A 14,374-nucleotide genomic window follows, 5' to 3' on the forward strand; every position below is an offset into this window, starting at 1 on the left:
ACGGAAAGCGGTATCACGCACATAATGAAGTCCATTTTCTATTGACCAGTGTCCGCGGGAAAACTTAAGAATGGTTTTGGGACTTGCTTTTTGTTGTGTCAGGCTGGTAATACCGTAAACAATTTCCCCGGTCTTTTTGCTTGTCTTGATTTTTGTAAATATTCTATGAATGCAAAATACCTGTCGTTTCGTTTTTGTATTGTAACGGCAGGAGAGACGTTTGAGCATATTTTGCGGACAACGCTTTGCCCACTCTGCAATAGCAGCAAAGCTCCAAGCATTGCATATCTTTGTATATTATGTGCTTATGGAAAACTTTGACAGCGTCGTGTCTTGCGGGGCATAATCAAAGACGAAGGACGAAAGACCAATGACTAATACACTACTGCTCCCAACTATCACAATTTATTGGTAAGTTACGACGACGCTAACGTTACTCCGCAACTGCCTGTAGCGGTGTATAAAATCCTTGTTTTTTGTAACTGTTGCAATTAGAATTGCTTCTTTAATCCATTCTATTCAAAAGATTACGATTGTTTGGTCAAAATTTTCATTACAGAGAAATTTTACCGTGGAAAATAATTTTAGTAAAATCTGTTTTCAACCAGAGAAAGGCAAGATCGCATGTCGGGTGAACATATTGATTTGGCAGTAATTAACCGGGCAAAAGACGATAAGGTAAAGCTTGTTCAGTTACAATTTACCGATATTAACGGTAGTGTAAAGGCAGTTACCATACCAATTGAAAAGTTCCCGGAATCTTTGGAGAAAGGGTTGTGGTTTGACGGTTCATCAATTGAAGGTTTTACAAGGATTTGTGAAAGTGATATGTTTTTAAAACCCGATGCAGGTACATATGCGTTGCTTCCCTGGGAGACGGTTGCTGTGACTGCGAGGCTGTTCTGTGATGTTTATATGCCTGATGGTTCGCCTTTTGAGGGAGATCCCCGTTACATATTAAAGAGGGCAATTAAAAATGCCCGTGATATGAATTTTGAATATAACGTGGGGCCTGAACTGGAATTTTTCCTGTTTAAACCGAAGAATGACGGGGCCGTTGCACCCACCCCACATGATGTAGGAAGTTATTTTGATTTCTCTCCCAGGGACCTTGCGGGGAATGTGAGGGCAGATATTATTTTTACTCTTGAAAAAATGGGTATCAATGTGGAGATGAGCCACCACGAAGTAGCTCCGGGCCAACATGAGATTGATTTTAAATATGCAGAAGCATTACGGACGGCTGAGAATGCCCTGACCTTCAAGCAGGTGGTAAAATCCATTGCACATAAGCATGATCTCTATGCTACCTTTATGCCGAAACCGATTTTTGGGATATGTGGCAGCGGGATGCATTGTCATCAGAGCCTTTTTGATATAAGGACAAACACCAATATTTTTTTTGATGAAAATGACACGTATAAATTAAGCAGGAACGCAAAACATTTTATTGCCGGGCAACTGGAGCATGTAAGGGCGATGAGCGCAATACTTTCTCCGACCGTGAATTCCTATAAGAGATTGGTTCCGGGATATGAAGCGCCGGTGTATATATGCTGGGGGCAAAAAAACAGATCTGCCCTCATCAGGGTGCCGAGGTATTCTCCCGGCAGGGAGCAGGCAACAAGGGCTGAACTGAGGTGTCCTGACCCAAGCAACAATCCCTATCTTGCTTTGGCAGTAATGCTGGAAGCAGGACTGGATGGTATAAAAAGAAAGCTTGAATTGCCAAAGGCAACAGAAGAAAATGTGTATGAATTTAATAAGGATGAACTGGCATACCGTAATATTGCAACATTGCCTGGTTCTTTGGGGGAGGCGTTGCATGAATTAAAACAGAGTGCGTTGATGAAGAGGGCGCTGGGTTCACATACTTATCAAATATATTTGCATTCAAAATTTTCCGAATGGGATGAATACAGGATTCAGGTAACGGAGTGGGAGCAGAAAAAATATCTTGAAACCACATAGTTCTCCCTGACCACGGGTATCTAAAATCAATTAATTGCGAGTGGATAAAAACCATACCATGAATGAGATCGGTTACAATATTGCCTTTGCAGAAAGTATGGGTTCCGGCGGGCATATCGGCTTTGTAAAATATTTTCTAAAAAGAGGGCAGGCTTTCGGCATGTGAAATTGTTGGCTATGAGCGAAGGACGCAGAAACGAATTGTATTAATCCGACAAGTTTCTTGATGTTATCATTTCGGCAAACCGGGAAGCCTTGTCGTTAAAAATGGATTTGTGGCGCAGGATTTATAAGTACAGGCCCGTACAATGCATGGATTATCCTGATTGTGCCGGAGCCGCTTCCGGGCAGGAAATAACAGGACTATGCATTTATAACGAATATAATACTTCAGGCGCTTATCAGCAGTTGGTCTATAAGCGTGAATGGAAGGCATTTCTCGCAATCAGGGATGATTTGACCGCTTTGCGCGGAATATTCTCAGGCAATGAAGTTTCAGCCACAAGGGAAATATTGCTAAATGCAAAGGGAGTTTGTCTTGCGGAGATATCCGTAGAATCGGAGAAACAGGATTTTATCCTGATTCCTCTACCGAAACGAACAGAAAATATTTTATATTTATCCGAAAAACACCAGCCTATTACTACGATAAAAGACGCTTACAGGAGATGGGATGAGAAGATAAAAGGGAATCTTCAGTACCATTATGGAACGGAGTGGAATAAAAAATTGGAAGAGGCTATTAGAATGGAGGGAAAAGATGTTAGTAAAGGAAATAATGAGTAAACAGTTGGTCACCCTTAATGCCGATTCAAAGCTTGGCTTTGCCGAAGATATTATGTATTTGGGGAGAATCAGGCATTTGCCGGTAGTAAATGGAAAAGAAATAGTGGGTATTTTGACGCAAAGAGATCTTTACAAGGCGTCGCTGACTTCCATTGTTACGAATTGGGAAGAAAATAAGACTTTTCTTGATTCTGTTAAAGTTGCGGAGGTAATGACAAAAGACGTCATTACCATTTCTCCGAACACTTCAATTGAAGATGCTGCACAGATTATGATTGATAAAAAGGTTGGCTGTTTGCCGGTGGTTGAAGATAAAAATACTCTTCTTGGCTTGATAACAGAAACGGATGTATTGCAGTATTTTGTTCATGAATGCAGAAAAAACAGATAACCGTTTTGTTTTTTAAAGAGTTCATGCAAATTAACCTGTCTTTTTTGCAGATCCGGAAAATATTGCCAGTATGATTTCAAGAAGAACATTTATAAAAGGAGCCGGCGGATGTGTACTGGGTATGGTATCCGTAGGGGGTTATAGCCATTTTTTAGAGCCCCGGTGGGTAGAAATAAACAACGTTACCATAAAGCTTGAAGATTTACCGACTAAATTTGAAGGTTTAAGAATAGCGCAACTTTCAGATATCCATCATTGTGAATATGTATCAAAGGATTTTATACGGAATTGCGTCCACAAGACTAATGCGTTATGTCCTGATGTAATAGTCCTGACTGGAGATTATGTTTTTGGCAGCAACGATTATCTTTCTTCGGTGGCAAAAGAATTATCTGAATTGAAGGCAAAAGAGGGAGTTTTCGCTATCCTTGGAAATCATGATGATAAGGGAAGCACCTATGATGAATTGCAGAGAAATGGCATTCGCTTACTCATAAATGAGCATATTGTTTTATATAGGGACAACGCGTATATATTTATTGCGGGCATAGATGATCTCTGGAAGGGCGAAATAGATATTAAAAAAACCCTGAAAGGAATGGATGAGAATCCAAAGATTTTACTGGCACATAATCCGGACGTGATTGAAACAATCCAGTATGAGGATGTCGATTTTGTTATATCCGGACATACTCACGGGGGGCAAGTGTGTTTCCCCTTTTATGGACCTCCTATCGTGTACTCAAAATTTGGGGCTCGTTATGCTGCGGGTCTCTTTCGTGAAAGAAATACGTTAATGTATGTAAACAGAGGCATAGGCGTATCTAATTTGCCGGTACGGTTTTTTGCAAGGCCTGAAATCACGCTGTTCACCATAAGAAATGGTTTGCAACAGGTGTAGTTCTTTCTTCTTCCTTTAGTACTTTATCAGTAATTTCTTTGCATTTTTTGTCATTAGAATTTGTTTCGTATTTCGAATTTCGTGCTTATTTGTTGCTTGGTTCTGGCTATGCCAGCTTAGGTATTATTTTTAAAATGTGCAATTATTATTTGCCCCTGTATTTATATAAAAAGCGCAAAGAGAAAATAGTACTCACAAAAGAAAGAGTAAATCCATTGGCAAGCACAATGATTATATCTCTTAAATGTAACCCGTAAACTAACCACATACTGCAGCCGAGTAGTAAAAGGGATAACATTATCGGGGAAACATCATTTAATTCCTTTGTCCTTATCCCACGAATGATTTGCGGGATAAAACCTACTGTAGTACACAATGCCGCAATTGTTCCTATTATAGACCATCCCATATATATTTCCCCGGTTATTTTGTTATTATCAAAAATATAGTATTAATTGTTTAAAGCATACCAAAAAGAATTGCAAAAAGTAAGATCAAACGCTATATTTAACGACTTAACGGGCAGTAAGGAAAGGGGGAAAATAATCAAGGGAAAAGGGAAAGATAAAAGATAAAATGGGCGGAATAAGAAACATGATAAAAACATTACACCCGGCTTACTTTGTGTTTATCATGTCAACAGGCATTATATCGATAGCGTCAAATATGTTGGGAATAACGCCGGTAGCACAGGGGTTGTTTTATTTAAACATTGTGGCATATGCGGTTATATTGACGATCCAGATACTGAGGATAATAATGTACTGGAGTTTGCTGTACTCAGACATATCAAATCCGAAACTTGGACTGGTTTATTTTGCGATAGTAGCAGGAACCAACGTGCTTGGGGCGCAGTTTGTAACCGTAGTTAACTGCCAGTGCGTTGCCAAGTCATTGTGGTTTTTTGGAATATTTCTGTGGGTGGTGCTCACCTTATCGACATTCACCTTGTTATTTTTAAAAAACGAACAGCAGATAGAGCGCACAATACACGGGGGGTGGTTAGTATCGGTGGTAGGCACACAGTCGGTTGCGGTGCTTGGTGCGTTATTATCGCCGTGTTTTGCGGAGACCTCAAACTTTATCCTGTTTTCCTCGATGGTGTGGTGGATGATAGGATGTTTCTTATACGTGGTGATTATAACGTTAATAACTTATAGGTTAATATTTTTCAAGATAGCACCGGAGGTGTTGGTGCCTCCGTACTGGATCAACACGGGAGCTGTAGCGATAACAACACTTGCAGGGGCGACAATAAGCTTAAGCATCCCGAAGATAGAAGATCCGTTTTTAGATATTGATGGATTTATCAAGGGATTTTCTGTGTTCTTCTGGTCTTTTGGAACGTGGTGGATTCCGCTGCTGGTAATAATCGGGATATGGAAATACGTGTATCACATGACGCCGTATAAGTATAATCCGCTGTACTGGGGTCTGGCGTTTCCGTTGGGAACGTATACGGCAGGTACACTAAAGCTGGCAGAGGCGCTGGGGATAGGATATATATCAAACATATCAAAGGTATTTATCTACATAGCGTATATTGCCTGGCTGATAGTGTTCGTGACTATGATTCGTTCTTTTCTTAAACCAGCTCTGGCAAAGCAATAACGCAATGTCAGTTTCCAGGAATCTTTTAGCGAACCATACGATACTTTTTTTGTAACAATTTAGTTTTTTGGAAAAGTAGAAACGCTAGTATAGCGTTTCATTAAAATATCTATATTGATACCGTCATTGCGAGCGACAGCGAAGCAATCTTAAGTCTTTTGGGAACAAGAGATTGCTTCGTCGCTACACTCCTCGCAATGACATTTTTTTACGTACACATTTTAACGAAACGATGTACTAGTTCCCAAGCTCCGGCTTGGGAACTATACTGTAAGAGTTCACAAATAGGGATTTCTAAAATTAGATTTAACTTTTGTTGACATAAATAGTTATAGTATTTTTGAAATCACACTTTGTGAACCCCTTGAGTATAGCAGTTTTTCCCATTTCATAGCACTAAAGTATTATAAATTTCATCTCTTTCATCTCTAAGATAAAATCCTTACGTTATGTTGAATGGCTTAACAGAAAAACAGCCCCTGTCTGACATAGATTATGCAAAAAAAGTATTATTACTCGAGTCAGAAGCAATAAAAAATCAGATTCATCGTATTGATAATCATTTTCAAAAAGCCGTAGATATCATATTTACGTGTTCCGGCAGGGTCGCAGTTACCGGGGTTGGAAAGGCTGGCATTATTGGACAGAAGATCTCTGCCACTTTGGCGAGCACCGGCACGCCTTCTTATTGGATTCATTCCTCCGAAGCCAGACATGGCGATCTTGGTAAAATTGTTGCCAGCGACATTGTACTTGCGTTGTCAAACAGCGGCGAAACAGAGGTGGTGTTGCTTTTGCCATTTTTGAAACAAATGGGAACAAAGATAATCTCCGTTACGGGCAATAATAAATCTTCCCTGGCGCTGCATAGCGATGTCGTTCTTGATATTGGAAATGTTGAAGAAGCCTGCCCTTTAGGCATTGCGCCTTCTTCGAGCACAACGGCGATGCTTGCCATTGGAGATGCCATTGCGTTAACGATATTTAAAAAGAGGAATCTTAGCAAAGAAGAGTATGCCTTCTATCATCCTGGCGGAGAACTTGGAAGAAAATTACTGCCGGTTGAAGTTGTTATGCGCAAAGGCAGGGAAAATCCTGTAGCGGATGAAGATATGCCTCTGCTGGATGTCCTTGGCATTATGACGGAAACAAAAGGTAACCCGGGAGCAGTGAGTATTGTTGATAAAAATAACCGGTTGACGGGGTTTTTTACGGACGGGGATTTGAGAAGGCTTTTAAGGGAAGGAACGTCATTTTTATGCAAGACAATAAAAGAGGTTATGACCCCCTTTCCCAAGGTAATCAATAATCGTTGTTTAGTTGAAGAGGCATATAAAATACTGAGAGAAAACAAAATTGACCAAATTCCTGTGGTTAACGATTTCCATACACCTGTCGGCATATTTGATGTGCAGGATTTATTGGAGGTTAGATTTTAAATATGATGAAAGAGATAAAACTTGTTATTATTGATGTTGATGGTGTTTTAACAGATGGCTCGATCTTTATTGATAGTGAAGGGCGGGAAGCAAAGGCTTTTAACGTGTTGGACGGCACGGGTATCTCTTATCTTCATCGTGTCAATATTAAAACGGCAATAATTAGCGGAAGAACGAGCAAAGCAGTAGATCACCGAGCAAGAGAATTGAATATCGCGGAGGTGCATCAGGGAATCAAAAATAAACTGGACGTATATAATAATATCCTTGGGAAATATTCGCTTAAAGATGAAGAAGTGTGTTATATTGGCGATGACCTCATAGACCTACCCATATTTTACCGCGTCGGTTTTCCCGTTGCGGTTGCCAATGCCATGCCTGTCGTAAAACAATATTCTTCTTACGTTACAAAAGCCAAAGGCGGATGTGGCGCTGTAAGAGAAGTTGCCGAGAAGATAATTAAATTTCAAGAGAAATGGCATATAATCATGGATCGATATCAGAATAATCGTAACACTTTAGTTTTTTGAAAAAAATTTGCCACACATATATAGTACAGTGTGCGTGGTAAAAGGAATGCTTCCTTATAACACTCCCCCCCAGGCCCCTCTATAAAGAGTGGATTTAGGGGTGTGTTTAATAATCATGTATATACCTTTCTTTTTGTAAACACCGGAATCCTTGATTTTATTGAGTATTTTCAAAAAGCTAAAGTGTTACGAATAATCAGATATAAATATTGAAAATTTCTTTTTTCATACCAGCCCTGCATAATTAATGTTTGTAACAAATAAAGCACTTCAGAAGTAAGACTTTTTGTTTTCCTGTAAATAATGACTACGCGAAGATATATATTTTTAAGCATACCCATCATTTGTTTCATTACGATAATCATTTCAGTTATTCTCTCAAAGCCCAAATCAAAAAATACTGTCAAAAAACCAGGAGAAAGCATTGTTTCGTCAGAAGATTCTCTAAAGAATAAGCGAATAATAGACGACATACGAAAATCCGAGAAGATCACTCAAACGGTTGACGGTCTTTTTCTCCCCAACTACGATAAGGAAGGAAATGAGACGTACACAATGAGAGGGAAAAATACCTTTTTGCTGGAGAACGACAAATATAAAATAATTGAACCGGAAATTGAATTAATGGATGATGAAGATCCGGGGGACGAAGCGAAAAGGGTGATAATTACATCGGACATTGGAGAGATGGATAAGATTTCAAATGAGGGGTACCTTTCCGATAACGTTGTAGTTCATCTGGATAAGGAAACCAGGTTGTATACCGAAAACATGCAGTACTCTCCCGGGAATAAGTCCGTACATACGGATGAGTTTGTCACTATCACCGGAACAGGGCTTGTAATCACCGGCAAGGGTTGCGAGGTGGATCTTGCCAACAGAAAGATGTGGATTATAAAAGATGCGGAAATGGAAATGGATGGTGTGAAAAATGATCTCTTTTTCATGTATGAAGAAGGCTTAGGACAAGGCCATGTACCGGAAGCACCGGATATGGGGAAAACGGTTGAAGATGAAAAGACTGAAGAAAAAACAATCATTCGTTCCAACGGTCCGCTTGTGTTTGATAGGGATGCTGATTTCCATGTCATGACATTCAACGACAATGTTGAAGCCGCGAAGGGCAGCACTACCGTTTTCTCAGACAAGCTTGTTATTTTTCTTGATGCAGAAACAAAAGTAACGAAACAGGCGATTGCAAGCGGAAATGTTCTTGCTTCGCAGGGATCAAAAATTGCCAAAGGAGACACACTTTCCTGGGATGCCAATACGCAAAGCGCAATTCTTGAAGATGCAAAGAAGGCAGAATTTATACGAGATGATCTCAGTATATACGCCGCCAAAATGATTTTTTATAAAAATGCAAACAAAATAGACGTTCCGTGTGCCGGCAGCTTGAGAATAAAACCCAATGAGAAAAACATTCCGGAGAAAAAAACTGCGGATGCAGATGCAAAGTATGAAATGATTAATGTGAAATGGGAATGGAAAATGAATTACATGGGGGATGCAAGGGAAGCCATCTTCGAGGAAAATATTGAAGTACGGAGAGATGATTCCCTTCTCCGGTGTGATTATTTGTACGTAACGTTTAACGACAATAACTATGACCTGAAATCATTTGACGCAAAGGATAAGGTTCATATTGTTGATAAAAAAGGCGGTTTATGGAACGAGGCGGTTGGTGATCAGGTTGCATGGGATGCACAAAGTAACGCAACCGTTTTATATGGGACCCCTTTTGCTATTCTCAGGGAAGGAAATACAAGGCAGATTATTTCCCCCAAGGTTACTTTCTTCGAAAATGAGGAAAAAATCCTGTGTGAGGGAAAGGGGAGTTTATATGAAATCGGAAAGGGAATGAATCGCACCGAAGAAACGGACAAAACAGGCATTAAAGTTACCTGGCTAAAAAAAATGGAGTATGATAGTGTTATAAAAAAGGCAGGATTTTTTGAAGAGGTTCTGGTTTCTCAAAGCGGACAAAGGCTGAGCGGAGACCAAATTGATGCATATATGGGAGCAAACGGAGAGATTTCAAAAATTATTACCGCCGGCAACGTTTATTTTTATAGCGAGGATTTAGGAGGGAGCGAGGGGTTCGGCACATTTTTTACCTGGGATTTACCGAAAAACATGGGAGTGCTGACTGGCAGCCCGAAGGCGGAATTAAGAAAAGAAGGTTCGAGGACTTTTTCTGAAAAGGTTTACTTCAATATGGCAGAAGGCAGGATAACGTGGGAAGGCAGACCTCACTGGCAACTTATCAGTAAAGAAGCTGGCAATGCGGATAAATAAAAAGATTCGTCATATTATAATTTTTTTGGTATTTTTTCTAACAACCTTTGCAGGGCAGCTTTACGCAGAAAATACGCAACGTGTGGAAATTTTTGCGCATCGGGGTATATTGGAAGAAACGCCGGAAAATACATTTGCTGCTTTGCACAGGATTGCAGAATTGGGCATAGACGGTGTTTTGGTTGATATTCGCAGTACAAAGGATGGCCGGCTTATATTAATGAACGACGAAACGATTGACCGCACAACGGATGGTATGGGCAGGGTTGACCGTTTATTATATTCGGAAATACAACAGTACGATGCTGGATCATGGCGGGGCGTGGAGTTTGAGGGGGAACGTGTTCCTTTGCTGTCAGACGTACTGATGTTTTGTAAAATTAACAAACTTAAACTGATTTTAAATATACAACAGATTTTTCTGGAAGAACAAGTTGCAGAACTGATTAATACCTATGAGATGTCTTCGCAAGTTTATTTATGGGGAACGATGAGGAATTACAGCCCTAAAAACGCAAGGTCTTTCGGAAAGGGACTGGTGTATGTTTCCACAGATGAACTAAACGAAGAAAAACTGAAACAAATCCGCAAAGAAAAGAAATACGCATTTACTTCTTTACTGGAAAGTGATGACCGTCGGATAATACAGAGGGCGATAAAGCGGGGAGTAGATGTTCTTCTCGTGGATTATCCCTATGTAGCAATGGATGTTTTGGATATAAATACCCGATTAAACACCACAACTGAAATAAAAAAGAAAGCACGTGAAAAAAGGCCGCTTTCGATAGACAATAACGACCCGTTTATTCAAACAAAAATAAAAACACTGTTGAACACGTTGCAGAGCGAAGGAGAGGATGAATCAAGGACAGCGGCAATAACATTAGCCGTTCTGCCACAGAAATACACGGTACCGCCGCTTCTGAAATTATTCAAAAAGAAGAGTGCAAAGATAAGGCAAAATGCCGTTTGGGCGCTGAGTTTTTGTGGTGATAATACTATCGCACCACAGATAGAACCGCTTTTAAACGATAAAAATACCATCGTTCGGAGGGAGGCGGTGCTCGCATTAAAAAGGCTTGGCGCAGCACAATCAATACGGGCGCTTACTGACAGGTTTCAAAGAGAAACTGAGATAAACGTAAGATATGATATTGCAAGGGCATTATGCACTCTGGGAAATCAAGGTTCAGTCTTTCCCATACTGGAGATGCTTAAAAAAGAAAAGAGCTGGCTTGTCAAAGAGGCTTGCATTGAAGCGGCAGGCAATAGTGGTAATGATAAAGCAATTGCAGCCTTGTACGATATTCTTATCACCGATGCGGAAAGTGAGGCCTCCTTTGCCCGTACAAAATCAGCGTGGGCATTGGCTTCTATGGAGGAAAAGGCCGTTCCTTTTCTGATAAAGGCCCTCCATGATAACGAAGAATCTACAAGGCGTAAAGCCAGTTGGGCGTTAATAAAAACAGGCAATCCTGCGGTACCGGCATTAATTGGCGCACTGAATGACGTTAATGAACATACGAGAAATCGTGCAGCGCAGATACTCGGATGGATTGGCAATGCAAGCGCCGTAACCCCGCTGATGTGGTCGCTAAAAGATAAATCCCCTTTGGTAGTAAGCTCTGCAGCCTGGGCGCTTGGCAGAATCGGGACGCCAAAGACACTTCTATCCCTGAAGGCGCTCATAAATAGCAGGAATGAAGACGTCGTTGATAGCGCATTTGAGGCGATGGGTAGGATTGTGGAGCGATACAAAGATATTGAGTAGCATCTGCCAAAACTGGCATAGCCAGAAACAAACAAGCACGAAACGCGAAGAAAGAAATGGGAATCACAGATTACACAGATTAAAAAAAATCGTCTCATGCTTACAATTAACCAACTTCAACATTGAATATTTTGCCAAAAATGCCAAAGAAATTACTGATAGGGTACTAAATGCGGTCTGACGGCGCTATGGTTTCCGTTTTGCAAACGTGTGCAATAAACAATTTGACTAAATAATAGGATTTCAATATTATGACGAGATTAAAATTTTTGTAATAGTCCTTATAATATGTGTTTTATGGCAGATACAATCCCCGGCAAGTAGCAGTATGTAGTACCTTGTCAGTAATTTCTTTGGCATTTTTGGCAAAATATTCAATGTTGAAATCTGAAAAACAACTCCTAGTGACAAAATGATTTGAAATGCGAAACAAGTGCATCTTTCGTATCTCGCATTTTGTGCTTCAAAATTGTTGTATGTTTTGGATTTGTTTTTGCTTTGAATTTTATGCTTTGTTATTAGGATTTGTTTCGTATTTCGTACTTCGGATTTCGTATTTTTTATTTATTGCTTGTTTGGTTCTAGCTATGCCAGTTTAGGAATTTCAATATTTTCAGTTAAGTAAGGAAAGGTATTTTATTGATGAAACGCAGTATTGTGTACTTAGTAGGAGCAGGTCCAGGAGATCCGGGGCTTATAACCGTAAAAGGACGAGATTGTATTAAAAAAGCGGACGTTATTGTTTATGATTATCTCGTAAACGTTGAATTACTTAAAGCCGCAAAACCGGGCGTGGAAATGATATATGTGGGAAAGCAGGGTGGTTCCCATACCCTTGAACAGGAGGATATTAATAAGCTTCTCGTAGAAAAAGCATTGGAAGATAAAATTGTCACACGGTTAAAAGGAGGAGATCCTTATATCTTTGGACGCGGCGGAGAGGAAGCCCTTGTTCTGCGAGAATATAAGATCCCTTTTGAAGTAGTTCCGGGCATTACCGCAGCTATAGCGACTCCTAACTATGCAGGCATTCCCGTAACGCATAGGGAATATACCTCTACTTTTGGTTTGATTACCGGGCACGAAGACCCTGCCAAGAACGAAAGCTCCATTGACTGGGCAAAAATAAGCACGGGGATTGGCACACTGGCATTTTATATGGGGGTAAAAAACCTTCCATATATTACGGAACAGCTTATGAAGCACGGACGTTCCGGCGATACGCCGGTGGCGGTAATACGGTGGGGCACCACTTTCCGGCAGGAAACCGTTGTCGGCACACTGAATACGATTGTAGCGAAGGCAAAAAATATCAAACCTCCTGCAATAACCATCGTTGGTGAAGTTGTTAAGTTGCGTGATCAGCTTAATTGGTTTGAAAACAGGCCATTGTTTGGCAAAACGATTGTAGTTACCCGTTCGAGAGAACAGGCGAGTGAATTTGCGGACAGGTTATATGAATTTGGCGCCAATGTAATTGAGTTTCCCACGATTGAAATTGTAAAACCGGATTCAATACAACCATTGGATGAAGCAATAAATACCATTAATACTTACGATTGGCTGGTATTTACAAGTATTAATGGTGTGGATAGTTTTTTCCAGCGATTGTTTGAATTAGGAAAGGATGTAAGGGTTTTGAAAGGCCTCAAGATATGTGCCATAGGCCCTGCTACCGCCGGAGGCATAGAAAGGTATCATATCAGGGTCGATTGTAAACCGCCAAAGTTTGTGGCAGAATCTGTGGCGGAAGAACTGAAGAGGGTAACGGCAATAAAAGGCGAGCGGTTTTTACTTCCCCGGGCAGATATAGCAAGAAGTTATCTTCCCGAAGAATTGCAGAAGTCAGGCGGTGAAGTTAACGACCTGATTGTATACAAGACCCTTATGGGGCAGCCAAAAGACGTCAATATTTTAGAGAAAGTGAGAAACGGGGAGATTAACATTATTACCTTTACCAGTTCCTCAACGGTAAGGAATTTTGTACAACTTATAGGAAAAGAAAATATCACTTCTTTAAAAGGACATATCCAATTTGCGAGTATTGGCCCCATTACTACAAAGACAGCGGAAGAAATGGGGATTGATATTGCCATTAAAGCGAAGGAATATACGATCCCCGGATTGGTAAATGCCATACTGGAAAGTACATCTCCCATTGATAAATAAGTTCATAGTACAGGAACTTCAATATTAATGTAGAGACGCATGCAATGCGTCTCTACATTGAAAAATCGCCAAAGGCATAATTTACTTCAAAAAATAAACCCCCTGCTTACTTGACCTACATCATTTTTTCACCCCCCCCGGAGAAACGTTCTATGTGCATTACAGCACAATGTTTTTCCAGTTGATATGTCTGTAAATTCCATTTAATTTGAAACGCAATGTAATGTAAAAGGTATCGGTACCGCATATCACATATAAGGAGGCCATCAATATGAAAAGAGCAAATATTAACATAAAAATATCCGTTATGTTTTTGTTTATAACGGATGTTCACCCCAAGTCAAAAAACAAAAGTGCCGTAAAAGCCTTATATTTATTGACTTTTACGCCGAACAGCAAGCTTTTTTCTAGTGACTACCCGTATGTTCCGGCTTGGCAATACTTCTGGCAACTTTATCTGTAATGCCTCTAATAATTCATGTGATTGTTGCCGCGGACGCGGGATCT

The 14,374-nt window shown here is 40.3% G+C and carries 12 protein-coding genes and 1 pseudogene; 10 read left to right on the forward strand and 3 right to left on the reverse strand.

Translation table 11 applies throughout. The features are described from left to right. A pseudogene (locus QZT26_RS12230) lies at positions 1-228 on the reverse strand (hypothetical protein); the annotation flags it as partial. A 396-nt stretch (positions 229-624) separates the two neighbouring features. Here QZT26_RS12230 and QZT26_RS12235 point away from each other — a divergent pair. From QZT26_RS12235 to QZT26_RS12250, 4 genes are all read left to right on the forward strand, one after another. Next, positions 625-1,971, forward strand: a complete 1,347-nt coding sequence (locus QZT26_RS12235) for a glutamine synthetase family protein (protein WP_099324064.1) — start codon at positions 625-627, stop codon at positions 1,969-1,971. Between the two features lie 312 nt (positions 1,972-2,283). Continuing rightward, positions 2,284-2,757: a hypothetical protein gene (locus QZT26_RS12240; protein ID WP_099324065.1), complete on the forward strand. Its 474-nt coding sequence runs from the start codon at positions 2,284-2,286 to the stop codon at positions 2,755-2,757. Next, positions 2,732-3,148 carry a CBS domain-containing protein gene (locus QZT26_RS12245; RefSeq protein ID WP_164994835.1) on the forward strand — a complete coding sequence of 139 codons (417 nt, stop codon included), beginning with the start codon at positions 2,732-2,734 and terminating at the stop codon, positions 3,146-3,148. The genes QZT26_RS12240 and QZT26_RS12245 overlap by 26 nt, the downstream gene beginning before the upstream one ends. Before the next feature lie 70 nt (positions 3,149-3,218). Next, positions 3,219-4,049, forward strand: a complete 831-nt coding sequence (locus tag QZT26_RS12250) for a metallophosphoesterase (RefSeq protein WP_099324067.1) — start codon at positions 3,219-3,221, stop codon at positions 4,047-4,049. 145 nt (positions 4,050-4,194) lie between these two features. Here QZT26_RS12250 and QZT26_RS12255 read toward each other — a convergent pair whose 3' ends face one another. Further along, on the reverse strand, positions 4,195-4,458 hold the full coding sequence (locus tag QZT26_RS12255) for a SemiSWEET transporter (protein ID WP_099324068.1): 264 nt from the start codon (positions 4,456-4,458) through the stop codon (positions 4,195-4,197). Between the two features lie 185 nt (positions 4,459-4,643). Here QZT26_RS12255 and QZT26_RS12260 point away from each other — a divergent pair, with 185 nt between their 5' ends. The 3 genes from QZT26_RS12260 to QZT26_RS12270 all read left to right on the forward strand — a co-directional run bounded on the left by QZT26_RS12260 (position 4,644) and on the right by QZT26_RS12270 (position 7,629). Further along, positions 4,644-5,660, forward strand: a complete 1,017-nt coding sequence (locus tag QZT26_RS12260) for a tellurite resistance/C4-dicarboxylate transporter family protein (RefSeq protein WP_157820358.1) — start codon at positions 4,644-4,646, stop codon at positions 5,658-5,660. A gap of 449 nt (positions 5,661-6,109) precedes the next feature. After that, a complete protein-coding gene (locus tag QZT26_RS12265) occupies positions 6,110-7,099 on the forward strand; it encodes a KpsF/GutQ family sugar-phosphate isomerase (protein WP_128704831.1) in 990 nt (329 codons plus the stop codon). 2 nt (positions 7,100-7,101) lie between these two features. After that, a complete protein-coding gene (locus tag QZT26_RS12270; protein WP_295102472.1) occupies positions 7,102-7,629 on the forward strand; it encodes an HAD-IIIA family hydrolase in 528 nt (175 codons plus the stop codon). 170 nt (positions 7,630-7,799) lie between these two features. On the opposite strand, the gene QZT26_RS12275 is transcribed toward QZT26_RS12270, so the two are convergent. Next, the gene (locus tag QZT26_RS12275; protein WP_295102479.1) at positions 7,800-8,102 is read right to left on the reverse strand and encodes a hypothetical protein; all 303 of its coding nucleotides are present in this window, start codon (positions 8,100-8,102) and stop codon (positions 7,800-7,802) included. Here QZT26_RS12275 and lptC point away from each other — a divergent pair. From lptC to cobA, 3 genes are all read left to right on the forward strand, one after another. Beyond that, the gene (lptC, locus tag QZT26_RS12280) at positions 8,101-9,927 is read left to right on the forward strand and encodes an LPS export ABC transporter periplasmic protein LptC (RefSeq protein ID WP_295102478.1); all 1,827 of its coding nucleotides are present in this window, start codon (positions 8,101-8,103) and stop codon (positions 9,925-9,927) included. The two genes, QZT26_RS12275 and lptC, sit on opposite strands and share 2 nt — an antisense overlap. Further along, positions 9,914-11,698, forward strand: coding sequence for a HEAT repeat domain-containing protein (locus tag QZT26_RS12285; RefSeq protein ID WP_295102474.1), 1,785 nt, complete (start codon positions 9,914-9,916; stop codon positions 11,696-11,698). The genes lptC and QZT26_RS12285 overlap by 14 nt, the downstream gene beginning before the upstream one ends. Positions 11,699-12,340: 642 nt before the next feature. Beyond that, a complete protein-coding gene (gene cobA / locus QZT26_RS12290; RefSeq protein ID WP_295102476.1) occupies positions 12,341-13,867 on the forward strand; it encodes a uroporphyrinogen-III C-methyltransferase in 1,527 nt (508 codons plus the stop codon). Positions 13,868-14,374: the final 507 nt, after the last annotated feature.

The organism is uncultured Candidatus Kuenenia sp. (genome assembly GCF_900696675.1).
In the GTDB taxonomy this organism is placed as follows: Bacteria; Planctomycetota; Brocadiia; order Brocadiales; family Brocadiaceae; genus Kuenenia; species Kuenenia stuttgartiensis_A.